This is a genomic window from Leptolyngbya sp. CCNP1308, assembly GCF_034932455.1.
Taxonomy (GTDB): Bacteria; Cyanobacteriota; Cyanobacteriia; order Phormidesmidales; family Phormidesmidaceae; genus Nodosilinea.
This window is the reverse complement of the sequence record NZ_JAYGIH010000077.1, coordinates 23428-47976: the sequence shown is the minus strand read 5'-3', so window position 1 is coordinate 47976 and position 24549 is coordinate 23428. Positions and strand designations below refer to the sequence as shown.

General features: G+C 60.9%; 21 protein-coding genes. 13 read left to right on the top strand and 8 right to left on the bottom strand.

The window, feature by feature from the left end; genetic code table 11:
• Positions 1 to 54 precede the first annotated feature (54 nt).
• Positions 55 to 2499, bottom strand: coding sequence for an IMS domain-containing protein (locus VB780_RS22790; RefSeq protein WP_323353482.1), 2445 nt, complete (start codon positions 2497 to 2499; stop codon positions 55 to 57).
• 674 nt (positions 2500 to 3173) lie between these two features.
• Here VB780_RS22790 and pdhA point away from each other — a divergent pair.
• The 7 genes from pdhA (at position 3174) to VB780_RS22755 (ending at position 11803) form a co-directional block, all read left to right on the top strand.
• The gene (gene pdhA / locus VB780_RS22785) at positions 3174 to 4202 is read left to right on the top strand and encodes a pyruvate dehydrogenase (acetyl-transferring) E1 component subunit alpha (RefSeq protein WP_323353481.1); all 1029 of its coding nucleotides are present in this window, start codon (positions 3174 to 3176) and stop codon (positions 4200 to 4202) included.
• An 84-nt stretch (positions 4203 to 4286) separates the two neighbouring features.
• Complete coding sequence (locus VB780_RS22780; protein WP_323353480.1) at positions 4287 to 5270, top strand: alpha-ketoacid dehydrogenase subunit beta; 984 nt, start codon at positions 4287 to 4289, stop codon at positions 5268 to 5270.
• Between the two features lie 140 nt (positions 5271 to 5410).
• A complete protein-coding gene (gene secD, locus VB780_RS22775; RefSeq protein ID WP_323353479.1) occupies positions 5411 to 6844 on the top strand; it encodes a protein translocase subunit SecD in 1434 nt (477 codons plus the stop codon).
• A gap of 8 nt (positions 6845 to 6852) precedes the next feature.
• Complete coding sequence (secF, locus tag VB780_RS22770; RefSeq protein WP_323353478.1) at positions 6853 to 7824, top strand: protein translocase subunit SecF; 972 nt, start codon at positions 6853 to 6855, stop codon at positions 7822 to 7824.
• A 12-nt stretch (positions 7825 to 7836) separates the two neighbouring features.
• Positions 7837 to 8208: a hypothetical protein gene (locus VB780_RS22765; protein ID WP_323353477.1), complete on the top strand. Its 372-nt coding sequence runs from the start codon at positions 7837 to 7839 to the stop codon at positions 8206 to 8208.
• Positions 8209 to 8413: 205 nt separating this feature from the next.
• Positions 8414 to 9595, top strand: a complete 1182-nt coding sequence (gene sat / locus VB780_RS22760) for a sulfate adenylyltransferase (RefSeq protein WP_323353476.1) — start codon at positions 8414 to 8416, stop codon at positions 9593 to 9595.
• A gap of 18 nt (positions 9596 to 9613) precedes the next feature.
• Positions 9614 to 11803 carry a caspase family protein gene (locus VB780_RS22755; protein WP_323353475.1) on the top strand — a complete coding sequence of 730 codons (2190 nt, stop codon included), beginning with the start codon at positions 9614 to 9616 and terminating at the stop codon, positions 11801 to 11803.
• 12 nt (positions 11804 to 11815) lie between these two features.
• Here the strand turns inward: VB780_RS22755 and VB780_RS22750 are convergent, their stop codons facing one another.
• Positions 11816 to 12370 (bottom strand): hypothetical protein, encoded by a 555-nt coding sequence (locus VB780_RS22750; RefSeq protein ID WP_323353474.1) that lies wholly within the window; start codon positions 12368 to 12370, stop codon positions 11816 to 11818.
• 98 nt (positions 12371 to 12468) lie between these two features.
• Here VB780_RS22750 and VB780_RS22745 point away from each other — a divergent pair, with 98 nt between their 5' ends.
• Entirely contained in the window at positions 12469 to 13743 is a 1275-nt protein-coding gene (locus VB780_RS22745; protein WP_323353473.1) for a cyclic nucleotide-binding domain-containing protein, read from the top strand.
• 201 nt (positions 13744 to 13944) lie between these two features.
• Here VB780_RS22745 and VB780_RS22740 read toward each other — a convergent pair whose 3' ends face one another.
• On the bottom strand, positions 13945 to 14220 hold the full coding sequence (locus VB780_RS22740; protein ID WP_323353472.1) for a hypothetical protein: 276 nt from the start codon (positions 14218 to 14220) through the stop codon (positions 13945 to 13947).
• Positions 14221 to 14331: 111 nt separating this feature from the next.
• Positions 14332 to 14871 carry a cytochrome gene (locus VB780_RS22735; protein ID WP_323353471.1) on the bottom strand — a complete coding sequence of 180 codons (540 nt, stop codon included), beginning with the start codon at positions 14869 to 14871 and terminating at the stop codon, positions 14332 to 14334.
• A 210-nt stretch (positions 14872 to 15081) separates the two neighbouring features.
• Between VB780_RS22735 and VB780_RS22730 the strand changes: the two genes are divergently transcribed.
• Positions 15082 to 16971, top strand: a complete 1890-nt coding sequence (locus tag VB780_RS22730; protein WP_323353470.1) for an alpha/beta hydrolase — start codon at positions 15082 to 15084, stop codon at positions 16969 to 16971.
• Positions 16972 to 17012: 41 nt separating this feature from the next.
• Here VB780_RS22730 and VB780_RS22725 read toward each other — a convergent pair whose 3' ends face one another.
• A complete protein-coding gene (locus tag VB780_RS22725; RefSeq protein WP_323353469.1) occupies positions 17013 to 17921 on the bottom strand; it encodes a pentapeptide repeat-containing protein in 909 nt (302 codons plus the stop codon).
• Between the two features lie 359 nt (positions 17922 to 18280).
• On the opposite strand from VB780_RS22725, the gene VB780_RS22720 reads away from it, so the two are divergent.
• Entirely contained in the window at positions 18281 to 19129 is an 849-nt protein-coding gene (locus VB780_RS22720) for a DUF6816 family protein (protein WP_323353468.1), read from the top strand.
• Here VB780_RS22720 and VB780_RS22715 read toward each other — a convergent pair.
• Together VB780_RS22715 and ychF are read right to left on the bottom strand one after the other, a co-directional pair.
• Entirely contained in the window at positions 19126 to 19992 is an 867-nt protein-coding gene (locus VB780_RS22715; protein WP_323353467.1) for a GDSL-type esterase/lipase family protein, read from the bottom strand. The genes VB780_RS22720 and VB780_RS22715 overlap by 4 nt on opposite strands.
• Before the next feature lie 132 nt (positions 19993 to 20124).
• Positions 20125 to 21216: a redox-regulated ATPase YchF gene (ychF, locus tag VB780_RS22710; RefSeq protein WP_323353466.1), complete on the bottom strand. Its 1092-nt coding sequence runs from the start codon at positions 21214 to 21216 to the stop codon at positions 20125 to 20127.
• 144 nt (positions 21217 to 21360) lie between these two features.
• Here ychF and VB780_RS22705 point away from each other — a divergent pair, with 144 nt between their 5' ends.
• Both VB780_RS22705 and VB780_RS22700 read left to right on the top strand, forming a co-directional pair.
• Positions 21361 to 21975 carry a hypothetical protein gene (locus tag VB780_RS22705; protein ID WP_323353465.1) on the top strand — a complete coding sequence of 205 codons (615 nt, stop codon included), beginning with the start codon at positions 21361 to 21363 and terminating at the stop codon, positions 21973 to 21975.
• 87 nt (positions 21976 to 22062) lie between these two features.
• Positions 22063 to 22677 (top strand): thylakoid membrane photosystem I accumulation factor, encoded by a 615-nt coding sequence (locus VB780_RS22700; protein WP_323353464.1) that lies wholly within the window; start codon positions 22063 to 22065, stop codon positions 22675 to 22677.
• Here the strand turns inward: VB780_RS22700 and VB780_RS22695 are convergent.
• Positions 22640 to 23674 carry a Rieske 2Fe-2S domain-containing protein gene (locus tag VB780_RS22695; protein ID WP_323353463.1) on the bottom strand — a complete coding sequence of 345 codons (1035 nt, stop codon included), beginning with the start codon at positions 23672 to 23674 and terminating at the stop codon, positions 22640 to 22642. The genes VB780_RS22700 and VB780_RS22695 overlap by 38 nt on opposite strands.
• Positions 23675 to 23726: 52 nt before the next feature.
• Here VB780_RS22695 and VB780_RS22690 point away from each other — a divergent pair, with 52 nt between their 5' ends.
• Positions 23727 to 24512 carry a TetR/AcrR family transcriptional regulator gene (locus tag VB780_RS22690; protein WP_416349255.1) on the top strand — a complete coding sequence of 262 codons (786 nt, stop codon included), beginning with the start codon at positions 23727 to 23729 and terminating at the stop codon, positions 24510 to 24512.
• Positions 24513 to 24549: the final 37 nt, after the last annotated feature.

The following is a 24549-nucleotide window of genomic DNA, read 5'->3' as shown; positions in this document are numbered from 1 at the left end:
ACCCATCCCTGTGAGGAATCTATCCGTTCCCCCGTCTTCTCACCCAAGCCAACTCTAATTCACATCGGCTAACTTATTCATCCCCTGGATGTACCACTTGCCATCCTGGCGTACCAGGTCGTACTGCATTCTCAGGGTGTCGTCATAGGCGGCATTGGCATTTTCGACGCCAAACTCAAACAGCTGCGCCTTTTCGGAGACGACGGCGATCGCCTGCAAACTGTCAGAAGTCGGGTCGTCGGGGGTTACCGACTCAACCTCGACGTTGTGCTCATATTCCCAATACCAGCTTTCGGCGGCGGCGGCATCGGCCCGGCGGGTCCACTGGGTAAGGACTGGCTCTAGCAGAATATCGTCGAGGCGATCGCCCTGGTAGCTTTCGCCCAGCGCCCCGCGCTTGATCTCCAGCCATTCGTTAATCACTCGACCGGCCATATCGTTGACGCCAATCTCGGTGGGAGCGGGCGGCGCTTCCGGAATTTCAAAGACGGGCTGGTCAACGCGAATCGCCAGGGGTTGGCCCGAGATTCTGGGGCCGCTAAAGACCCCCGCCACCCAGCCCAGGGCTCGCATCGTGCCAAAGCCCAAAATCCCCACCCCCACAACGCCCGCCGCTCCCACTATGGCCAGCCGTCCCCAGTTGGGTGCGGCTCCGCGACTGCGCCGCCCCGAAGAAGCTATACCGGGCGACAACGCCTGTCCGGGTGCCAGGGTGGCCGTAGCTGGGGTCAGGGGCCGCCGTTCAGATCCTGGCTTAGCCGATGTTTCGCTCCCCGGTGCGGCCATTTTGCCGTCGGGCGATAGCTGAGCGACCCGCTCGGCCACGGAGAGATCGTCTTCCTCACCCTGGCCACTGCGAAACTCTGGGTCGGAGGCGCTTCCGTCCGCCAGTCCATTGGCCCAGGGTTGGGGCTGACTGGGGCGGCCTTTGCCGTTGCGGGCCTGGGGCGTTCGCGGGTAAGCCCCATTGCCGTTGGCGCTGTAGCCGTTCGGGGCAGATTCCGGGGCGTTGCGCCGGGGGGCAGCAGCCGGGTTGGGCATGGTGGGCGCGCCAATCGGCAACGACCCCTCAACCGTAGGAAATTGAGTCGTCGAAAATTGGGATGCCCCAGCGGCGGCAGTCAGCGTCCCCTGGGTGACCTGGGGAGGGTATCCCAGGGGACGCGCTTCCGATCGCGCCTCTGCCCCCGAGCCGGCGGGCATGGTTTCGAGATAGGCCTGCACCTGGGCGTCGGCAAAGTAGTCCTTGAGGGTGGCTTCCTGGTCTTTGAAGTCGCGAAAGTGGGGGAATAGCTCGTCTTTGAGCCAGCGCTCGGCGTAGAGGCACAGCCCCGGCAGCAGGTCGGGCGACTGGCGCGAATGCTCGCGAATATAGGCCAGGGGCTCATACTCCTGGCTCATTTCCAGGGCGCGATTGGCCTCCTCGGTTTGGCCCAGCAGCAGGGCGCACACCGCCTGCTCTAGGTGAACGTCTTGCTGGGCACCCAGGCGCAGCAGCAATTGTTTGGCGCGGCGCACCAGGGCGGGCTGGTGGCGGGCAAACCCTCGGGCCAGCAGGGCGTACACCGTCAGGTAGGTGGCCACGGGGGATGGTCGGCGGGCCTCGTGCTCAAACAGCTCCTGCTGCTCACTGGCGGTGAGGTAGTCGCGCAGCTGCTGAATAAAACGCAAAAAGTCGTCAATGGCCAGGCCAGAGAGGTCGTCCTCACTGCCCTCAATGCCGCCTCGATCTTCGAGCATGGCCTTGAGCAGCTTCAGCCCCTGGCGACGCTCGCGGGTCTGGTCGAGGGGGCGGGCCAGCAGCTCTAGCACCCGGTAGGGCCGCAGCTTGTACAGCTCGGTTTGAATCTCGGCCCGCAGGTTGGGGAAGTGGTTGCCTCGGGCCAGCAGCTCGTGGCCGGTCTGTAGCGACTCGGCGGCAATTTCGTACTGGCGCTGCTGCCACTGCTCGCGGCCCAGCTCTAGGCAGGCCAGAGCCAGGGTGAGCACTACGTCGTCTTGGGCCGGCTCAGGGGTGGCCAGACCACCGCTGGCGTAGGGGTTAACGAGCTGAGGCTGGCCCAGCTGGAGTACCTGCTCGTATTCCCCTAGCTCCAGCAAGAGCAGCAGCGCCCCCACTAGCTGATCGCTCTCGATCTCAATTTTGGAACTCTGGGCCTCGCTGCCGCCGGGCTCAGTGGCGAGCGACCTGAGCGCCGCCTCCCCCGCGTCGGCACTCACCTCCAGGCCGGGGATGCGGCTCTCAAGCAGGGGCTCGGGGGCCATATCGACGGTGTAGGCGCTGGCGAGAAACTTGCTGTCGTAGTCGCGGCGGCGATCGCGGTCAGACAAAACGGTATAGGCTTCGTCGATCAGCTGCTTGCGGGCCTCAATGGCGGCGGTGGAGAATTCGCGCCGGGGCAGCTGCAAGCCGCGATCGCGGTGGGCCTGCTTTAGCTGGTCGGCCGTCGCCTGAATCGGCAGCCCCAGAATTCGGTAGTAGTCTAACGGAATTTGCACAGCTCACGTCCCCAACGGCGAATTCACTCGAAATAGTATCCAAAAAGATTTATTGCGGACTGTCTAAACCGCCGAACTTTACCGCAGCGCGTAACTATCACCCCAACTTCAACGCCGATGGCACTGCATTCATGGGCCTTAACCATCGTCTCAACCCGCGGTTTCCCCAGACTGTGCCAGACTGTGGTCCACCAGCCCTGGGAAGTAGCTACACCCTATCGCGTTTGCCCCAAAAGCAGAACAAAAATGAAGTTTATAACACATGCCTGTCGCCGCCGCCAGGGCCACGGTGCCCCTTGACCCAAAAGGCCAGCGCCATCTAAATTCCCCATCAGCCTCATAATTTGGCCAAAAAAAATTGGCTGGCGGCTCGCTTCGTTCGAGCCCGCTCAGCAAGTTAGCTTATGTAGGTCAGTTCGCCCGGTTGCAATGCAATTAAACATTGAGTAAAGATCTGGCCCTTGCCCCCAGACTACTCAGCAGCCGGTAGAGAAGTAGAGGAGATTGGCCGCAGCGATCGCACTATCTTGGCCCGATGGCCAAGCCGAACACTGTTGCCCAGAAGCCCGATCGGTATGATGTAGGGCGTATCTCCAGCCGGGTCTCTGCCCAAGGGGGGATACTTTTCGGTATAGTCAAATGTTGGACATCGCGGCGTAGGACCCAGCAAACCCATGGTTCAAGAACGGACGTTACCCAAATTCCACGCTCCAACAGCCCAGATCGCCCCCGAAGAGGGGCTAAGGCTCTACGAGGACATGATCCTGGGGCGCTTCTTTGAGGACAAATGCGCCGAGATGTATTACCGGGGCAAGATGTTCGGCTTCGTGCACCTCTACAACGGGCAGGAAGCGGTCTCTAGCGGAGTGATCAAGTCCCTGCGCTCTGACGACTACGTGTGCAGCACCTACCGCGACCACGTCCACGCCCTCAGCGCCGGGGTACCCGCCAAGAATGTGATGGCCGAGCTGTTTGGCAAAGAGACTGGCTGTAGCAAGGGGCGGGGCGGCTCCATGCACCTGTTCTCCAGCGAGCACAACATGCTGGGGGGCTTTGCCTTTATTGGGGAAGGCATTCCCGTGGCCCTGGGGGCGGCGTTTCAGTCGCGCTACCGCCGCGACGCCCTGGGTGACCCCAGCGCCGACCAGGTGACCGCCTGCTTCTTTGGCGATGGCACCAGCAACAACGGCCAGTTCTTTGAATGCCTGAACATGGCCGCCCTCTGGAAGCTGCCGATTTTATTTGTGGTGGAAAACAACAAGTGGGCGATCGGCATGGCCCACGAGCGGGCCACCTCCCAGCCCGAGATCTATAAGAAGGCCTCGGTGTTTGGCATGCCCGGCGTCGAAGTTGACGGCATGGACGTAATGGCCGTACGCGCTGTCGCCCAGGAAGCCGTAGCTCGCGCCCGCGCTGGCGAAGGCCCAACCCTGATTGAAGCGCTCACCTACCGCTTTCGGGGCCACTCCCTGGCGGATCCTGACGAGCTGCGATCGAAGGCCGAGAAAGAGGCCTGGCTGGCCCGCGACCCGATCAAGCGATTTGAGGGCTACCTGCTAGAGCAAAATCTGGCTGACGAGGGGGTGTTGAAGGAAGTGCGCGATCGCATCCAAACCACCATCGACGATGCCCTCACCTTTGCCGAAGAGAGCCCCGAACCCAACCCCGACGACCTCTATAAATATATTTTTGCCGACGAGTAGCCTCGGGCCTCTCCATTCTCCAGGGGATAGCCACCTACCCCATCCACCCACCTACCCACTAACACTCCACCAATCACTCCACCAATGGCAGAAACCCTCCTATTTAACGCCCTGCGCGAGGCCATCGACGAAGAGATGGGCCGCGACGACACCGTGTTTGTGCTGGGCGAAGATGTCGGCGTCTACGGCGGCTCCTACAAAGTCACTAAAGACCTCTACGAGAAATACGGCGAGCTGCGCGTGCTCGACACCCCGATCGCCGAAAACAGCTTCACCGGCATGGCCGTCGGTGCCGCCATGACCGGCCTGCGCCCGATCATCGAAGGCATGAACATGGGCTTTTTGCTGCTGGCCTTTAACCAAATCGCCAACAACGCGGGCATGCTGCGCTACACCTCCGGCGGCAACTACAAAATTCCCATGGTGATTCGCGGACCCGGGGGGGTGGGTCGCCAGCTCGGGGCCGAGCATTCCCAGCGGCTCGAAGCCTATTTCCAGGCGGTGCCGGGGCTGAAGATCGTCGCCTGTTCGACCCCTTACAACGCTAAGGGGCTGCTTAAGGCCGCCATCCGCGACGACAACCCGGTGCTGTTCTTTGAGCACGTGCTGCTCTACAACCTCAAAGAAGATCTGCCCAACCACGAGTATGTGGTGCCCCTAGACAAAGCCGAAATTGTGCGCCCCGGCAAAGACGTCACCATCCTCACCTACTCTCGCATGCGTCACCACGTCACCCAGGCGGTCAAGGGTCTGGAGAAAAAAGGCATTGACCCCGAAGTAATCGACCTGATCTCCCTCAAACCGCTGGATTTCGACACCATTGGAGCCTCGATCAAAAAGACCCATCGGGTAATTATTGTGGAAGAGTGCATGAAAACCGGCGGCATTGGCGCTGAAATCATCGCCTCAATTAACGATCGCTACTTTGACGAACTCGACGCCCCGGTGGTGCGCCTGTCGTCCCAAGACATCCCGACCCCCTACAACGGTAAGCTAGAGACACTGACCATTGTGCAGCCCAAACAAATCGAGGCCGCCGTCGAAAATATGGTCGCCCTCAAGGTCTAGGGAGCCGCTGTAGTGGTGGGCACCGCCCACCACCTAATGCTAGGAACAGCCCTTCCCATCGCCGCCGCCATCTCCAGGGCATAGCCCCATCTTTCCAGGGATCACTATCCCCACCCGCACCCACACCGCAGCAAACCGCAATGGCAAAATATCGAGCTTGGCTAGGGGTTATTTTGGTGCTCACCATCGCCGCCGTGGTGGTGATAACCCAGATACCCACCCGACTGGGGTTAGACCTGCGGGGGGGCTCTCAGCTCACCATCCAGGTGCAGCCCACCGCCGCTATCCCCACCATTACCGATCGCGAGATGGAGGCGGTGCAGACCGTGGTTGAGGGCCGAGTCAACGGCCTGGGCGTCTCGGAGGCGGTGGTGCAGCAGCTGGGCAACAATCAGCTGCTGGTGCAGCTGCCCGGCGTCAGCGATCCCCAGCAGGCTGAACGGGTGCTGGGGGGCACGGCTCAGCTTGAATTTCGCGCCCAGCGGGCGGGTACCGACCAACAGCTCCAGATCGAAAATCAGGTGCTGCAAGGACATCTGGGCGAGCTGGCTGCCCTTCAGGCCTCTATACCCTCAAGTGGGGAAATCAATAGCGATACCCAGGCCCGCATTGACAGACTCCAGGCCGATATTACGGCCAGCGAAAACGCCGTGGCGGCTCTGTTTGAGCCCAGCACCCTGGGTGGCGATGCGTTGACCGATGCGATCGCCCGGCCCACCAGCGGCACCCTCTGGGAGGTGGTGATTCAGTTCAACAGCGAGGGCGGCAACGAGTTTGCGGAGATCAGTAAGGCGATCGCCGGTACCGGGCGCACTATCGGGATCTTTCTCGACAACCGGCTGCTCAGCGCCCCCACGGTCAACGTACAGTATGCCGAAACCGGCATCACCGGGGGCAGCGCCGTTATTTCCGGCAACTTTACCGCCGAGTCGGCCCGCGATTTAGAAATTCAGCTGCGCGGCGGGGCTCTGCCCCTCCCCGTAGAGGTGGTCGAGAACCGCACCGTAGGGCCTACCCTGGGCCGCGACAGCATTCAGCGCAGCCTCTACGCTGGCATCGCTGGTCTCGGGCTGGTGCTGGTGTTTATGGCGGTTTACTACCGTCTGCCCGGTGTTCTGGCCGACATCTCTTTGATCATCTATGCCCTGCTCACCTGGGCAGCCTTCAACCTGCTGGGGGTAACGCTCACCCTACCGGGAATTGCTGGTTTCATTCTCAGCATCGGTATGGCAGTCGATGCCAACGTGCTGATCTTTGAACGCACCCGTGAAGAGTTGCAGGCGGGCAAAACCCTCTACCGCTCGGTAGAATCGGGTTTCTACCGAGCCTTTTCCAGCATTCTGGACGGCAACGTCACTACCCTGATCTCCTGTTTGGCACTGTTTTACTTTGGGGCCGGGCTGGTCAAGGGGTTTGCCCTCACCCTGGCCATCGGCGTCATCATCAGCATGTTTACCGCCCTGACCTGCACCCGTACGCTGATGTTCTTAGCCATCAGCCTGCCGCAGTTTCGGCGCCCCAGCCTGTTTTGCCCCGGCTTAACCCCCGTTCGCCCTGACACCGTTCGCCCCTAGGAGTGCCCATGAAGCTCAACATTATTCAGCAGCGCGGTCTGTGGTGGGGAATCTCGTCAGTGCTGGTGCTAGTCAGTCTGGTGGCTATGGCGATCTCGTGGCAGCAGTTTGGCGCACCCCTCAAACCGGGCCTTGATTTTGCTGGGGGCACCCGACTCCAGCTCACCCGAGCCTGCGTAGTTACCGACAGCTGCACCGAACCGCTCGATCTGGCCGACGTCAGACAGGTGCTGGGAGATCAGGGCCTCGACTCCAGCAGCCTTCAGCTTTTGGGGGATGACCAGCAGGTACTCTCAATTCGCACCCGTACCCTGAACGTAGACGAGCGCGCGCCTCTGCAAAGCGCCCTCGACGAGGCCATTGGCCCCTTTGACAGCAGCTCTACCCAGATTGATACGGTCGGGCCGGTGGTGGGGAAACAGCTCTTGGTATCGGGCTTACTGGCTCTGCTGGTTTCCTTTGCCGGGATTGTGATCTACATGAGCCTGCGCTTTAAGCTCGACTATGCGCTGCTGGCGATTTTGGCCCTGGCCCATGACGTGACTATTACCGCTGGCGTGTTTGCCATTTTGGGGCTGGTGCTGGGCGTCGAGGTCGATAGTCTATTCATCGTGTCGCTGCTCACCATTGTGGGCTTCTCGGTCAACGACACGGTGGTGATCTACGATCGCGTCCGGGAAAATATGAAACTCAGCCCCGGTAGCCACATCAACGACATTGTTGACAGCGCCGTCAACCAAACCCTGGCCCGCTCGATCAATACCTCGCTGACGACGACGCTGCCGCTGGTGGCGATCGTCATCTTTGGCGGCCCCACCCTGAAATATTTTGCCCTGGCGTTGATTGTGGGCTTTGTGGCCGGGGCCTACTCCAGCATTTTTGTGGCCAGTTCGCTGCTGGCCCTGTGGCGAGAACGCGCGGGTCAGGCCTACAGCGATGACCCTGACGGGTCAGAACCCCAGCCCGAATCTCAAAGCTAACGAATTTTGCCCATGGGCACCCCTACTTATTCCGCACCTCTGGAGCGCCTGCGGACGATCATGCTTCGTCGCTGGTGGGTGGTTAGCGGGCTGCTGTGGCTAACGGTAGCCCCCCTCAGCCTGTGGAGCCTGCGGCCTGAGATGGCTCAGCTGCGCCAGTACTTTACCTGGTCAACGGTGCGCCTGAGTCTGGCCTACAACCGCCCGGCGGCGATCGGGCTGGGGCTGTGTGTGGGGTTAACTGTGGCGCTGCTGGTGGCCGAGAGCCGCTATATTTTGTGGGGCATGACCAAAGACGAGCAGCGACGATTGCAGAGACTGTGCGATCGCATCGCCGCCCAAGGGCCATCCCACCCTCTCTGGCGTCAGCTCCATCGCGATTAAAATCACCGATCTGGGGGCAGGTCAGGGGGGAACATCCTCTGGACGACTCCCGCGACTGGATGACATTGGTACCAAGATGTAATTTCATAGAACAAGACGGTTAACCCCAATTCCCCGGCGGAAAACCGGGGTTGCCCTGGCTAGCCAGCCTTGGGCCACCAGATTTCTCCATGTTTCATCATCAGCAGAAGGCAGCGGTATCTCCATGACTCTACACAAAGACGGTATTGCCCCCCACGGCGGCACCCTGGTCGATCGCCTGGCGACGCCCGACCAAAAAGCCCAGTTCTTAGACAAGGCCGACACCCTGCCGCGGGTCAGCCTGGACGAGCGGGCCTTCTCTGACCTGGTGATGATCGCCATTGGCGGCTTTAGCCCCCTCAACGGCTTTATGAAAAAAGCCGACTACGACACCGTAGTCACCAACATGCGCCTGGCCAGCGGCCTGCCCTGGGCAATTCCGGTCACCCTGTCGGTGGATGAAGCCACCGCCGAGCCCCTTCAAGAGGGCAGCCTGGTGCGACTGGATGACCCCAGCGGTCGCTTTGTCGGCGTGCTGGAACTGGAAGAAAAATACACCTACGACAAGGCCCATGAGGCCGTCAACGTCTACCGCACCGACGACGAGAAACACCCCGGGGTCAAGGTGGTCTATGACCAGGGGGCGGTGAATTTGGCTGGCCCGGTATGGCTGCTCCAGCGCGATCCCCATCCCCTCTTTCCCGCCTACCAGATTGACCCGGTGGCCTCGCGGGCGCTGTTTCGCGATCGCAATTGGAAAACCGTCGTCGGCTTCCAAACCCGCAACCCCATCCACCGGGCCCACGAATACATTCAAAAGTGCGCTCTCGAAACCGTTGACGGTCTGTTTTTACACCCGCTGGTGGGGGCCACCAAATCCGACGACATTCCCGCCGATGTGCGCATGCGCTGCTACGAAATTATGGTGGAACACTACTTCCCCCAAGACCGCGTGATTCTTGCGATCAATCCCTCCGCAATGCGCTACGCTGGCCCTAGGGAAGCGATTTTCCACGCGCTGATCCGCAAGAACTACGGCTGCACCCACTTCATTGTGGGTCGCGACCACGCTGGGGTAGGCGACTACTACGGCACCTACGACGCTCAGTACATCTTCGATGAGTTTGAGCCGATGGAGCTGGGTATTGTACCGATGAAGTTTGAGCACGCCTTCTACTGCACCCGCACCGGGGGCATGGCCACCTCTAAAACAAGCCCCAGCACCAAAGACGAGCGGATTCACCTGTCGGGTACCAAAGTGCGCGAGATGCTGCGCCGGGGTGAGCTGCCCCCGCCAGAATTTTCTCGGCCTGAGGTAGCGGCGGAACTGGCCAAGGCCATGCGGGTTCCCGAAGCCGTCAGCTAGTAGGATGCGATCAACTCGGTGACATTAAAACGACGGGCGTTTTTGCAGCAGGCAAGCTTGGCCTTAGGGGCGTTGGGCCTAGGGGGTGGTGCCCTGCTGGCTAGCCCCAGCCAGTACCAGCAGGCTCTGGCCAAGCCCGCCCGTCGTAAACTGGCTCTGCTGATCGGTATCAATACTTATCCCGATCGCGCCCTTGACCCCGGTGTGGCCCAAGACATTGCCCTCAAGGGCTGCGTGACCGATGTGGAACTACAGCGACAGCTGCTGGTGTATCGTTTTGGCTTTCAGCCCGCCGAGGTAGTGACCCTGACCAACCAGGAAGCCACTCGCTCCAATATTTTGACCGCCATCGACGAGCATCTGGTGCAGCAGGCCCAGGCTGACGATGTGGTGGTGCTGCACTTTAGCGGCTACGGTAGCCAGGTGCGAGTAGTCGAGGCTGACGATCGCAGCAGTCTTCAGGCCGCCTGGGTAACGGTAGACAGCCGCCTGCCCAGCGAAACTAATCCCGCCCTGGGTGACCTCCTTGAGGCCGAAGTGGTGGCCCACCTCAGCCCGCTAGCCACCGCCAACCTCACCACCGTAATTGATGCCGGCAGCCAAGATGCTGGCTACCTGCACTGGGGAAATTCCCGCGTCAGGTCACGGCCCACGGTGCCCACGGGGCTGGTGTCGTTTCCGGAGGCGCTGAGTACACCCTGGCCAGGGTTAGTGTTGCGGGCCGCCGAAATGGGCCGTCTGGTGCTAGAAAGCCAGTGGGAGGGGTTCAGCGCTGGCGTTTTTACCTACGCCCTCACCCAAAGCCTGTGGGAGATGGAACCCGACTCCACCGCCAGGGTCTTGATGCAGCGCGCTGGCAGTCGGCTCCAGCGATGGGTAGGAGCCGACCAGCAGCCGGCCCTGAGCGATCGCCGACCGCCCCGTATCGGCCCCATGGCCTACGGCCTGCCCCCTCAACTGCCCCCGGCCGCAGGCGTAATCTTACCGACTAGAGAGGGTCGGCCTTTAGCCGCTTGGCTGGGGGGAGTGCCACCCCAGGTGTTGCGCTACCTACAGCCTGGCTCTCGCCTGGTGGCCGGAACAGGCGATCGAACAGTGCTCCTTCGCCTAGAGACACGCACTGGCCTCAAAGCCTCGGTCAAGTCCCTCGACGGGGAGGTGGCCCCGGCTACCCTGGCCCATCAGCCCCTCTTTGAGCAGGTGCGGCGACTGCCCCAAACCATTGATTTAATTGTCGCCCTCGACAGTCATCTCGATCGAGTGGAGCGGGTTGACGCCACCAGTGCCCTGGCCAGCATTCCTCTGGTGACGTCGGTGACCGCCGGAGAAAGGGCCGCTGACTGTCTGTTTGGTCGCCTGCCCATAGGACCGGTTGCTACCCTAACCGCCGCCTTGCCCAGCACTGCCGAAACCCAGTCCAAGCTGGGGGGAGAACGCCCTGCCGAGAGCAGCTACGGGCTGTTTGCCCCCAACCGCACCCTGCTGCCGGGCACCATGCTGGCCAAAGAAGAGGCGGTCAAGACGGCGGTCAACCGACTCACCCCCTACCTGCAAACCCTGCTGGCCCTCAAGCTGGTGCGCCTCACCGAAAACCACACCGCTTCCCAAGTGGGGGCGGCGGCGCTGCTGGAGGCGGTGCAGCCCAAGCCGATGCCGCTGCTGGTCAAAACCACCGAGCACAGTTCCACCGTCACCTGGCCCCTGGCCATTCGCCAGGCCCAGAAGTCGGCCACCGACGACCCCATCATGCTGCCCCGCGATGGTCGCATTGGCTACCGCCTGGCCAACGTCTCCACCCAATCCCTCCACCTGCTGTGGATGAGCTTTGACAGCCGGGGAGAATGCACCGCCCTGATGACTCTGCCCGATGCGATCGCCGCCGATGGAGCCGAGGTGCCAACCGCCGCCACCCCCCTGGAACCGGGGCAGCTCATTACCTTCCCCGCCGATGGCGCTGGCTGGGCTATGCCCGGGGCAGCCACCTGGGTAGAGTCCCACGTCATTCTCAGCACCCAGCCGCTAGAGCGGTGCTTAGCGGTGCTGGGCAATGATCCGCCGTCGCTGGCCACGGGCTTTCGGCCAGTGCCCCAGCCCCTGGAGCTGGCCCAAGCCCTGCTGCAAGACCTCAGCGCCAGCCCTGACGACTACGCCTACGCCCTGCACCACGATCGCTGGGCCACCCTGAGCTTTCGCTACACCCTTGCCTGAACCCTGGGCGACCTAGGCCAGCAGCAGGCCGATCGCACCGCCTATCCCTAGCCCCAGCAGACAGGTCAGCACTAATATCAGGCTGGTTTTGCGGCCTTTGTTGCGCCGCAGCAGGCGATCGCCCAGGGCCGCCGTCGTCAGGCTGCACAGCACCGCCAGCCCCACCGCCAGCAGGCTGTAGAGGGCGATTTCAAAGAACGCCCTGCCGAGGGTGAGTTCATCCAGATTGTCGGTGCCCAGGTGGTTGAGGGCGATCGAAAGCGCCACTGCCAGGGCCGTGCCCCCTACAATGCTGCCCAGCACCAGCAGGTTGGCCGTCAGCCACCGAAATCTCTTCAGCGCCTCAGGGCCGGCCAGGGTCACCCCCTGAATCACGGTGCCCCCGGCGGCCACGGGCCACACCCAGGGGCTGGCTAAGGCCGTCACTATCATGCCAGCAGCGGCGTAGAGCAGGCCGCACAGCAGCCACAGCCCAAAGAAGGGGCGGCGGCTGGAGGTGCGCCTCGCCGGGCGCTGGCGCGGCTGACGATTAAAGCCGGGGCGACGGCGCTGGGTCGGTTGGTTCATAGTAGACAGACCATAGACCGGTAAAATCCTAGGCTCTAGTTTGCCAGGAAGCGGAGCATTGTGCAGTAACCTGGTCATAATGCTCTGTCATTTCGTCAATGAGCGTTCCCATTGCTGCGCTAGTTCAAGGGTTGTTGGGTGCCTCTAGTTTGCTGCTGGGGGCGGTTTTAGGAATTGCCTGGCGACCGGCGCGATCGCTCACAGCGGCCATAATGGCCTTTGGCAGCGGCACATTGCTCTCGGCGATCGCCTACGACATTACCCTGCCCGCCTACCAGAGCAGCGGCTTTTTGCCGCTGGTGGCGGGCTTTGCCCTGGGGGGCACCCTGTTTACCGTCATCGTCGGCTACATCGATAACCAGGGGGGCTTTATTCGCCACCCGTCGTCATCGCGGCGGTTTCTCTACCACCACCGCCAGGACGAAGCCTCTGAGGTGCTCGATCGCATCGGCCATATCGAGGTGCTCCACAGCCTCTCCCCCGACGAAATGCAGGCGATTATTCCCCTGCTCAAGCCGCTCCAGGTCGAGGCGGGCATGGTGCTGTGCCAGGAGGGGGCTCCCGGCAACTCGATGTTCCTGATTGTGGAGGGGGAGGCCGAGATCTACAAAGGCCCCCAACGGCTAGCCTCCCTGGGCTCTGGAGAGATTTTTGGCGAAATGGCCCTGCTGACCGGCGAAGAGCGATCGGCTACGGTGGTGGCCAAGACATCGATGGAGCTCTACGAGCTTGACAAAGCCGATTTCGACGCCATGCTCACCTACGCCCCCCAACTCTCCAGCGGGCTGAGCCGAATTCTGGCTCGGCGGCTGCGCGAAACCACCCAGTCCACCACCAAGCTGGCTCCGGTAGATGACGACCACTGGCGGCGGCAGGTGCTCGACAGCGTCGAGGTCGATATTCCTATTTCGGAACAGCAGTTTAAGGAGCTGGCCCAAAGCTCGGCCCCCCTGGCCATTTTGGTGGGCACCATGATCGACAATATCCCCGAGGCGCTGGTGATTGGCTTTCACGTGGGTACCGGCCATACGGGGGCGTCGTTTTTGATGGCGGTGTTTATCTCCAACATTCCCGAAGCGATGTCGAGCTCCATTGGCATGCGCCAGGCGGGCACTTCAGCCGGGCGCATCCTGGCGCTGTGGGGTGGGGCGGTGCTGCTCAGCGGGCTGGTGGCCATGGTCGGCAGCCAGCTGGTGCCGGTGGTCTCGGTGTGGATGCTAGACATGGCCAAGGCCACCGCCGGGGGGGCCATTCTCGCCATGATCGCCAGCACCATGATGCCCGAAGCCTACGAAATGGGCGGCGGCTCGGTGACGTTTTCGACCATTGCCGGGTTTTTGGTCAGCTTTTGGCTGGCCTCCTCGGCATTTTGAGGCTACCTAATCTTCGCTAGGGTTAGAAAAACTGAACGGGTCCTCAATCTGCACCATCAAGACCAGAGAAATCCAGGCGGCGGTAGCAGTACCTTCGGGTTTGCCCAGGTTCATCGTCACCAGACCTAGGCATGAAGGCGGGTTGAGCCTGCTAACTTCACCCCGAAAAATCTAGACTCTCCTCTGCTCGCCGCCGGATTGCTAACCCTCTGGCGGTAGCTCTGGCGGGGGGACGGCTTCGGCGTCGATCAGGTTAGCCTTAGACTGCTTCAGATCTTTCCACAGCCGCTTGATTTCATCGTAGGCCTGGTCGGCAGACATTTTGCCGCCGGTCTCGAGGTTGCACACAAACGAGACCCGCTGGGCAAACTCTTGCAGGTTGGCGTTAAAGGCCAGCTGCTGCGGCGTAAACTCGCCCCAATACTTGCTGCGAGGAAATAGAAAGTTTTCCTTGGGGGAGGGTTGGCTGTCTGTCATGGCACCAGCGGATGTAGGGCATAGCTCTTACCTTAACATTAGATAAATTTTTGCCAGTCGGCGGTGATAGCGGCCCAAAATGTGGTCTGCAATACCTCCAATTGACTTCACCTAACCGAGCCTGTCGAAAACGCGATCGGAGGACGGCCTTAGGGGCGGCCAGGGCGCTAGCCACCGCTGAATTTGGTCTGTGGCGGCTGCGACGGTATCGGCGATCGCCAGCGGGCCGGTCGCCAAACTCTGCCACAGGGCGATCGCGTTGGGGGGCATGGCCATCAAAATGACGGGCCGCTGGGCCTTGAGGGCGAGGGCAATTTCGGCAGCGGTGCCGGGGCCGAGGCCGCAGGCCACCACGACTCGGCTGGAGAGGACGTTGACTCCATTGCGGGCATCGCCCAGCCCCGTCAGAATGGGAATATCCACGGCAGATGACATATCGGCCCCATCGGTGGAGGGCAAAATACCCACGGTAAGGCCGCCCGCCGCTTGAGCCCCTCGGCAGGCCGCATCCATAACGCCCACGTGACGACCGCCGGTGAGTACCACCCATCCGGCAGAGGCGATGGCATACCCCAGGGCGTAGGCTGTCTCTATCTGGGCTGGGGTCGCTGAGCCACCAGGCCCCATGACGCCGATGACGATGCGGGTCATGAACACAACCTCTGGGAAACTGCGGGTTGCTCCGACCGGCGATCGCAAAAAAACTTGACGATCGATTCCCACCAGCCAGGGGAGCTGTCGTTTAGATTAAGTTAACGAACAGAGAAAATCTGGGTACTGTACCTCTAGCATAGCTCCGCACCACTGCTCGATTTTGGCCCGCTGCCCCTGCGTTTTAACCCTTCTGCCGTGCGATTTACAGTGCCTTTCCTGAATAGCGTTACCCCTGCCCTAGGGCAGGGGTGTTGGGGTGCGATCGCAACGATCAGCCTGCTCGCGGGCGGGTTGGTCGTCAGCCCTCCGGCAGCGGCCGCCGAGTCGATCACGGTGCGCCTAGGGCGGCTGTCGCAGACCGTGAGCCTAGACGATCTCCAGGCCTTTGCCGCCACTGGAGAAGTCCCTCGATCGCTGCGGCTCTATCAGCCGCTGCTCAACGCCAGCTTTCAGGAGATGCTCCAGGGCGAAATAGCACTGGAACCTGAGGTGGGCCAGGTGATTTTAGACGAGATCTTGCAGACCCCCGGCGGGGCGCGGCTGCTCGATACCCTACAGGCGATCGCGCCCAACCTGGCCGCCGCCGACCTGCGCATCACCCTCAAACAGGTGTCCCAGGCCGAAGAAGGCCTGACGCTGCTGGGAATTTTGCGGGCCATGCCCCAGGACACCCTAGAGATCAATATGGGTACCCTGCTCACCCTGGCCTCTCAGTTTCGCCTGGCCGAGATGGAGAGCAAAGCTCTTAGCCGAGTGCTGCGCCAAGATCCCAAAGCTGAAGCGGCTGAAGCGACTGAAGCCGCACCGCTGCTGGGCATTGACCCCTTTTCCACCGGTTCCTCGAAGGTCGAGCGCTGGGAACTGGTGCTGCGCGACCACAGCCGCGATCGCAGCATTCCCGTCGATATCTACTGGAGCCAAGACAGCCACGGCCCCCTGGTGGTTCTCTCCCACGGGTTTGGGGCCGATCGCCGCTTTTTCGCCTACCTAGCCGAGCACCTGGCCTCCCACGGGCTCACGGTGGTGTCGGTCGAGCACCCCGGCAGCAATGTGGCCGCCCTGCTGTCGCTGCCCGCCGACGATCTGCCCGAGGCCGCCGCCCAAAGCCGCATCTTGCCCGCCACCGAGTTTCTCGATCGCCCCCGCGACGTCACCTACGTGCTCGATCGCCTGGAGAAACTCAACACCTATTCCTACAGCCTGCGCGATCGCATCAACACGAAGCAGGTCGCCTTCATTGGCCATTCCCTCGGTGGCTACACCGGGCTGGCCCTGGCCGGAGCGGCGCTCGATCTGCGATCGCTCGAAGCCTACTGCCAAACCCTCAACCCCGTCAACGTCTCCCCCGCCGACTGGCTCCAGTGCGCGGCCCAAGATTTGCCCGTCAAGTACGCCAACCTGCGCGATGACCGCATCACCCAGCTAATTGTGGCCAACCCCCTCACCGGAGTGCTGTTTGGCGAGGCGGGGCTGAGTCGGGTGCGGGTGCCAACTCTAGTTCTGGCCGGTACCCACGACACCGTCACGCCCATGGCCAGCCAGCAGCTGCGACCCTTTATGCAGCTGCCCGCCGACAAGTATCTGATTACCGTGGTGGGTGGATCTCACCTGAGCGTGGGTGACCCCAACAACCTCAACGCCGACCTAGGCCGGATTCCATTTATGGCCGAGCTGCCCGATGTAACCACTGCCCCGCTGCGCATTTTTCTGCAAGGGGTGAGCTTCAGCTTTATCATGCAGCAAACCCGTGACGCCGAAGACTACGCCCCGGCCCTGAGCCCCAGCGTGGCCCACGCATTCTCGACCACCACGATGTCCTTGCGCCTGAGCCAAACCGTGCCTGAGGGACTAGCCGCCTGGCCCCGGCTGCGCCAGAGCGGGCTGTACCGCCAGGAAGGGTTAATCAGCTACCTGCCTTCACTACTACACCTAGAGGGCCTGGCCATTCAGGATCAGTTTCAGTCCCTACAGCGGCAGATGGTCGCCTATCTGCGCCATACTCCCCCCTCCCTAACGGCTGTGTATTGGCCATTTTTGATGCCACAACTGCCCATGCAGGCCAACCAGCCCGGCAACCAATCGCCGACCTCTCAGTAGAGCCGAAGGGATGCTAGGGCCAGCGGGGTGATGCAAAAGCACTAGTCTTGGGATCCCATAGTGTAGCCATCGGGCATGATAGTACCGTTCACATCGGTACGCCGCAGGTTGGTGTAGTCGAGTTTGGCGTTGATCATGACCGCATCGGTGAGGTCAGCGCCGCTGAGATTTGACCAGCTCAGGCGGGTGCGATATAGGGTTGCCCCCCGCAGATTAGCCCCCCGCAGCGAGCTCCAGCTCAGGTTGGCCCCGCGCAAATTGGCGTGGGATAGGTTGACATTCACCAGGTTTGTGCTCGTCAGCTTGGCCCGACTCATGTCGGCCTCTTGAAAGTCAGCCCCCTCCAGGGTGGCCCCCGTAAACACCGCCCCCACCAGCACGGCTCCCCGCAGGATGGCCCGATTCATCAGCGCACTGGTCATATTGGCATGTTCGAGGTTGGCCCCTTCCATGTCGGCCGCCAGCATTCGGCCCCGGCTGAGACTGGCCTCGCTCAGCACAGCTTTGTGTAGGGTAGCGTGGTCGAGCACAGCTTCGTTGAGGATAGTTTCGCGCAAGATTGCCTGGCTTAGGTTGGCTCGCACCAGGTTGGCGCTGCGCATGCCCGCCTCGCTCAGGTCGGCTCCCACTAGACGGGCGTCGGCCAGGTCGGCCCCAATCAGGTTGGCCAAAATTAGCGTGGCCTGGTCGAAATTGACATCGGTGAGCTTGGCCTCGCGAAAGTTAGCTCCGACGAGAGTCGCCCCAGCAAAGGTCGTATTTTGTAGATTAGACTGGCGAAAATTGGCACCGCTGAGGTTCTGCCGACTCAGGTCAGCTCCAATTAGCTGAATGCCGCGAAAATCTCGCTCTCCTGCGGCGTAGCGCTCCAGTAGATCGGCGACGGTCATCTCTACGGGTAGATCGGGGGGTTGAGAACCAGGGAACTGAGAACTAGGGGGCGTTTCCAAGAAAAATCCTCAACAGCAACGATAATCAGGGTTTAAGCTACAGCTCCCGGCGTTTCAGGTCGCGGAAAGAGTATTTGGATAGATAAAACAAATCGTCATCTACCTCAGGCTAGATATTTTAGGATAACTAGAAGCCTGCCCTGGGTAAACGGTTGTCTGAGTCTGTCAGACTTGAACCTTGCAACCTTAACAGTTCTCAATCTGCCCTGCTGAGGTCGAGGTCAAAAATCAGCCAATCCACCCAGGTGCCAGGCTGAGCAGCCCGCCCAGCTAGGGAAAAACGGCCAAGCAGATTTTCACCTGATGTATGCTAATTCTGAATTTAGGTTGTTCTAGCCTGCCACCTGGGTCGCTAAGCTATGCCCCGATCGCTGCTCACTCTTCTGCGTCGCCGTCTGTTTTGGCTCACCCTGCTGCTGACGGTGTGGCTGCTGTGCAGCGGCCAGGCCCAGGCGGTCGGCCGATCCCTGGCCGATCGCATCGCCACCTTTCCCCAAGAGAGCCGCAAGCCAACCCTGCCTGCCGCCAAGGGCGATCTGGTCTACCCCGACTGGCTGCGGGGTGAGTGGCAGCTCACCAGCACCCTAGTAGATCTGGCGGCTCCGTTGGCCCCGGATCTGGTGACCCCTGGCTTTGAGGGCAACCAGGCCCAGGTGGGTCTGCCGGTGACTTGTCCAGTGCGATTTGTGACGGCCCAACGGTCATGGGGCGGTACCCTGGGGCGATCGCAGCGGCTGATTCCTGTGGCTAAAGGCGCACCCCAAACCGTGGCCGATCGCGCCTTTAACGGGCTCAGCTTGGCCCGCGCCTACCTGGGCGACGCCACGGTGAAGGTGGTCAAGGTAGACCCCCATAACCCCAACCGCCAGGTGACGCTGCTGACGGGCAACCGCCAGCTTGAGTCCACGGTGACGGCCCGAGCCTTTGAAACGGCAGCGGCCGATGAGTTCGTCACCATAGAGCGATTTCAGCAGGTGTTTCGGGGCGGGGTGGCGGTGCCCTACTTCAATGAGGTGGAGACGACGACGGCCTATCGCCGAGCAGACGATGGCTCTGAAGGGCCGGTCTCGGGGCATCGCGTTCTCGCTGACCAGGTGACGGCGGTGTACCTATCACCCCAAGATCCTGACTTTCTCAAGGCGCAAAACCGACCTGTGGCGCTGTATCGCTACCAGTTGGAACTGGTGAGAGACAGCAGCCCACCCTAGGGCCGAAACTCGGTCTCGTTGAGCAGAGCTAGAGCAGTGCGCCACACCATATAGCCATCCTGATTGAGGTGCAGCCCGTCGGTGGTGAGGTCGGCCCGCAGGTAGCCTTCGCCGTTGACAAACAGCGGGTACAAATCTAAAAACTCAGCCCCGGTCTCGATCGCTACAGCCTTGAGCTGACCATTCACCGTACGAATTTGGTCGGGGGCTACCTTCACCAGGCGATCGCGCCCTTCCCAGGTGGCCATCTCACCGCCGTGGGGCAAAATCGACTGCACTACCACCCGCGTTTGGGGATGGGTCTGGTGCAGGTAGTTGACAATTTTGCGGACGTTGTACACCAGATCAGCCTCGGAGCCGCCCCAGATTAGATCGTTGATGCCCACCATGATGAACACCGCCTCGGGGGAGGTCTGGTCGAGCAGGTAGAGGCGATCGCGCAGCCCAGTCGATTTTTCCCCTGAGATCGCCTGGTTTAGCCAGGTTCTGCGCCCTGGCAGCATGTTAGCTGGAAACCACAGCGTCAGCGAATCGCCCAGCAAAATGGTTTGATGAGGAGCCTCAATCGCTACCATCGCATCGGCTTCGGCAGCCAGCAGCGCCACCCACTGCTCGTAGTCGAGGCTGTGGCGCGTGCCTAGTCCGGGGTCAAAGGGGGCCACCGCAGCCTGCTGTTCAGAGGCAAAGGCGTTGGCCTGGGGCAGCACCGCATCGCCCGCCTGACTCAGCTGCCGCAGCATGACCATGGCGGTAATAAAGAGCAGCCCATTCAACACCAGCGACAGCAGCGCCCAAGGGGGTACCCCCTGTAGCCGATTCAGCGCCAAGCGAAGCTGAGGATAGGGTTGAAGCGGTAAGGCCACGGCGATATACCTACAAACCTGGAGCTAGAGAAGCAGCGCTCCCAATGGGTCAAATTGTAGATAGATTTTCTCCCACAAACCACTTTTGCAGCGAGGGTTTTTTACACAATATGAGGGATGGCCCAGGGCAGGCTACACATTGAACCGAAACAGCATCACATCGCCTTCCTGCACCACATACTCTTTGCCCTCGCTGCGCACCTGGCCTTTGTCTTTGGCTGAACCCATTGACCCCGCCGCCACCAGGTCTTTGTAGGCCACAGTTTCAGCGCGAATAAAGCCGCGCTCAAAGTCGGTGTGAATCACACCCGCGGCCTGGGGGGCAACCATGCCCGCCTTAATCGTCCAGGCGCGGGTTTCTTTGGGGCCGGTGGTGAAGTAGGTGCGCAGGCCCAGCAGTTCGTAGGTGGCGCGAATCAGCGTCTTGAGGCCGCCCTCTTCAACGCCCAGAGCGTCGAGAAAGTCCTTGCGCTCCTCGTCGTTCAAATCCACCAGTTCTGACTCCACCTGGGCCGAAATTACCACCACTTGAGCCTCTTCTGCCGCCGCCACAGCCCGCACCTGCTCCACCCAGGCATTGCCGCTGGCCAGGTCGTCTTCAGAAACGTTGGTGGCGTAGATCACGGGCTTGCGGGTGAGCAGCCCCAGGGGCTTGATAATCGCCTCGGCCTCGTCGTCTAGCTCCACCTGGCGGGCGGTTTTACCCTCGTTGAGCACCGGCAGTATTTTTTCGAGAATGGCCAGCTCGGCCTGGGCCTCTTTGTCGGCGCGGGCCAGCTTGCGCACGCGATCGACCCGGCGCTCTAGCTGGGCCAGATCCGACAGGGCCAGCTCCAGGTTGATCACCTCGATGTCGCGCACCGGGTCAACGGAACCGGAGACATGGATGATGTCGTCATCCTCAAAGCAGCGCACCACGTGGACGATCGCATCCACTTCGCGAATGTTGGCTAAAAACTGGTTGCCCAGCCCTTCTCCCTGGCTGGCCCCCTGCACCAGGCCCGCAATATCGACAAATTCAACCCGAGCGGGCACGGTCTCGACCGAGCTAGAGATGTCGGCCAGCACCCGCAGCCGAGCGTCGGGCACCGCCACAATGCCCACGTTGGGCTCGATGGTGCAAAAGGGAAAGTTCGCAGCCTGGGCCTTAGCGTTGGCCACCACGGCATTGAACAGGGTAGATTTGCCAACGTTGGGCAGGCCAACAATGCCAGCTCGTAACATGGGATAACTCTAGATTGAGATCGTTAGATAGGTGCTTGCCGATGCTGGCAAACACCTATCTAGCATAGGAGAGGATGGGGCCATTGCGGAGGTGTTGCTATACCCTTAAGGCAAACCAAATCAACGATCGCAAAAGGGTGAGCTATGGCTGGAGTGACCGGGGCAACGCAGCGGGTGCAGCTTGTTCTAGTGGCCGGACTGATGGCGCTGGGGCTGGGGGGGTGCAGCACCCTGGGCCTGTCGCGATCGCCCGAAGGCACTGGCGAGATGAGCAACCAGTACGTTGACCGTGGGTTTCGCGGCGATATGCTGGTGAGTTCCATCAAGCCCGTGCAGGTTCGTCTGCAACCCGGCTGGACCGCGGCCCCCTCCGGCACGCTGCACAACAACGCCGACCTAGAGGCCTACAACCTCGACGACAGAATGTTTTTGGTCGTGCTGGGCGAAAATCGTGAGGCCGTGGCCCCCGGCAACCTCGAAGAGCAGGCCAACGTGTATCTGCAAATTCTCAAAGGCGGCTTTAGCCAGGTGATTGCCAACCAGGCCCGTACCGACGTAGAACGAATCAGCGGCTTTCCGGCAGTGCAGTACGAGGTGCGCGGCGATCTATCCCGGAGCCAAGTTGCCTATCTGCACACCACCGTGGAGATGGGCGAGGAGTACTATCAGGTTGTCGTCTGGACCCCGGACGATCTGCGGATGGCCAATGCCGATGCCATGCAGGCCATAGTAGAAGAATTTCGCGATACCCAGCTTTAAGCGCCGCCATTCTGTGGCCTAATAGAGTCTGTGGCTGTGGGGCGATCGCGCCCTCGGCCCTGGCCCTAGACCAAGGATATGATCGCCATGCTGCGCTGGCTCACTGTAACGCTCCCCCCCGTGCATTTCTTCCCCAACGCCATGACTCGGTTGAGCCAGGGGATTGGGCTGGCCTGCGCGGCTCTGCTGCTGTGGCTGGGGCTAGGTGGCCAGCCTGCGGCCTGGGCGGGCCTCACCGACGACAACTACGACGGCAATATCTTTGCCCTCTATGCGGGCAACGGGTCGCTGGTGCCCCCCAACGTCAGCCTGGCGCAGTCGTTGAAGTACGGCAAACCCGCGATCGTGGTGATTTTCGTAGATGACAGCAGCGACTGCAAGAAATTTGCGTCGGTGGTTTCCCAGCTCCAGGCTCCCTACGGGCGAGTGGCCAACTTTATTCCCATCATGGCCGACTCGATTCCGGTCAAAGATGCCTACGAGCCCAACGAGCCGGGCTACTACTTTAAAGATGCCGTGCCCCAAACCCTGGTCTTCAACGCCCAGGGAGAGCTGGTGTTTAACGAAATTGGCATGGTGCCCTACGAGGCGATCGACGATGTCATGCGCGAGGTATTCGACCTCCTGCCCCGCGCCGAGTCAGAAGAGCTGCGCCGCCGCCCCATCAACGAGGTGAATTCGGAGCTGGTGCCAGAGCAGTAGCGTTATCTTTAGAAAAATTGGGCTCAACCACCGCTGGGAAGCTGGCAAAATTACGCTTTACCCAGTCCATGCCCACTTCATTGTTGAGCTTGATTTTTTGCGGCCTGTCGGGATAGATCTTGCCTAAAATATCGGCATCCTGCTCGACTACCACTTTGCCAAAGTTAAGGTAGCTGCGCCCCAGCAGGCTGAAGACGGGCTGTTTGGCCAGCCCAAACAGCAAAATGTAGGTGCGGGTGCAGTTTTCGGCCTCGGGCACAAACAGATGGCACTGCACCAGTTTGCCCAAGGGTGATTCTCCGTGAAAAATGACCAGAGCTGGAAAGTGATTTTCGAGATGGGCCTCGATAGTGCTGGGCAGCAAAAACAAATCTGGGCGGCGCAGTTTTTCTACTAGGGTATAGGGAGCGGTGGGCATGTCGTAGTAGGCATGGGACTCGTGCCCCCGATCGACGAACTGGTGGAACTGCACCTCGGCAATGCGAAACAGATTGCGGTGGGTACCGTTTTGGTGGTTGTAGTCATGCATGTTGAGCAGCATGGTGAGTAGGTCAGTGGACACCGTGCAGTCGGCGGTGTGGCCGATGAAGGTGTACTCGGCTGCGATCGCATTCAGCACCCCCGGAATGGGCACCTTGGCTTCGTAGCCGCCATAGGACCAAACAAAATCGCCCTGAACAATCAGCTCTAGTGGCTCCAGTTGAGGCCGCGTTTGCTGATGGGAACCCGGCAGCACCGTACAACCGCGATTATCAAACGCTAAAGCATGGAAGGGGCAAACCACTCGACTGCTGCCGTCACCTATCGCTTCGCACCAGCCTTCTGACAGCATCGCCCCCATATGAGGGCAGGCATTGGGCAGAGCATGAACCTTGCCTGCGCCATCTTTCCACATTACGTAATCATTACCGTAGAGGGAAATTTTGCGGGGCTGGTTAGTGGTCAGCATAGACTTGTGCGCCACAAGCCAGGGCGCACCGGGAAGCATGGACTGCATAGAAGCCTCCAGGGGATATAAAATTGTGAGAAATTCGTCGTGTTTCAAAAATATGACAGATGACTCGCATTCGTCAAGCAGTCTGCGGCGTCAGCCCAAGCAGCGGCGGGGCCAGCAGCGGGTCGAAAAAATTCTAGAAGCCGCCGCCCTGGTGTTTGACGAGGTGGGCTACGAGGCGGCGACTACGCACCAAATTGCAGAGCGGGCGGGCACGGCGATCGGGTCGCTGTACCAGTTCTTTCCTGACAAAGCGGCGATCTTTAATGCCATGGAATTGCGCCATCTAGAGCGGGTGCAGGCGATGTGGGGCCAGGCCAATGCCCGAGAGCTGTGGCGACTGCCGCTGAAGGAGATGCTGGCGCAGTTGACGACTGGCGTAGCGGCGCTGTTTGAGCAGCCGGTGTCGCGGGTGATGTTTGTGCAGTTCTATACGGCCCGCGATCGCTTCCAAACCATCGACGACAGCTTGACCCAGGGGGCGATCGCCTTTCTCTCCACCATCCTGCATCAGCGTAATTCAGCTTTAGAAACCGAGCAGCGCGATCTGCTGGCGGAGGTCTGCGTCCATAGCTGCAATGCGCTGATTTTGGCGGCCTTGCGCCAGCCGGATTTGGAGAGGCGCGATCGCCTGGTGCAGCAAATTCCAGAACTAATGGCCGCGTACCTGACTCCCTATGTAGGCGATCAGATCCATGGCCATGTAATGAATGTAATGATTTGCCCTCACTGCAAATCCCAAAAACTCGCTAAAAACGGGCGGCGGCGGGGCAAGCAGTGCTACCTGTGCAAAGCCTGCGGCAAGCAGTTTGTACATCCTGCTGCCGTTGAGTCTGTATGATTTTGGGCTTCCCTGCGCACCTTGAATCGATCATGCT

Coding starts and splice junctions, on each gene's coding strand:
- pdhA (WP_323353481.1), top strand. CDS start 3,174: ATGGTTCAAGAACGGACGTTACCCAAATTCCACGCTCCAACAGCCCAG.
- VB780_RS22780 (WP_323353480.1), top strand. CDS start 4,287: ATGGCAGAAACCCTCCTATTTAACGCCCTGCGCGAGGCCATCGACGAA.
- secD (WP_323353479.1), top strand. CDS start 5,411: ATGGCAAAATATCGAGCTTGGCTAGGGGTTATTTTGGTGCTCACCATC.
- secF (WP_323353478.1), top strand. CDS start 6,853: ATGAAGCTCAACATTATTCAGCAGCGCGGTCTGTGGTGGGGAATCTCG.
- VB780_RS22765 (WP_323353477.1), top strand. CDS start 7,837: ATGGGCACCCCTACTTATTCCGCACCTCTGGAGCGCCTGCGGACGATC.
- sat (WP_323353476.1), top strand. CDS start 8,414: ATGACTCTACACAAAGACGGTATTGCCCCCCACGGCGGCACCCTGGTC.
- VB780_RS22750 (WP_323353474.1), bottom strand. CDS start 12,370: ATGAACCAACCGACCCAGCGCCGTCGCCCCGGCTTTAATCGTCAGCCG.
- VB780_RS22745 (WP_323353473.1), top strand. CDS start 12,469: ATGAGCGTTCCCATTGCTGCGCTAGTTCAAGGGTTGTTGGGTGCCTCT.
- VB780_RS22740 (WP_323353472.1), bottom strand. CDS start 14,220: ATGACAGACAGCCAACCCTCCCCCAAGGAAAACTTTCTATTTCCTCGC.
- VB780_RS22735 (WP_323353471.1), bottom strand. CDS start 14,871: ATGACCCGCATCGTCATCGGCGTCATGGGGCCTGGTGGCTCAGCGACC.
- VB780_RS22720 (WP_323353468.1), top strand. CDS start 18,281: ATGCCCCGATCGCTGCTCACTCTTCTGCGTCGCCGTCTGTTTTGGCTC.
- ychF (WP_323353466.1), bottom strand. CDS start 21,216: ATGTTACGAGCTGGCATTGTTGGCCTGCCCAACGTTGGCAAATCTACC.
- VB780_RS22705 (WP_323353465.1), top strand. CDS start 21,361: ATGGCTGGAGTGACCGGGGCAACGCAGCGGGTGCAGCTTGTTCTAGTG.
- VB780_RS22700 (WP_323353464.1), top strand. CDS start 22,063: ATGCTGCGCTGGCTCACTGTAACGCTCCCCCCCGTGCATTTCTTCCCC.
- VB780_RS22695 (WP_323353463.1), bottom strand. CDS start 23,674: ATGCAGTCCATGCTTCCCGGTGCGCCCTGGCTTGTGGCGCACAAGTCT.
- VB780_RS22690 (WP_416349255.1), top strand. CDS start 23,727: ATGACAGATGACTCGCATTCGTCAAGCAGTCTGCGGCGTCAGCCCAAG.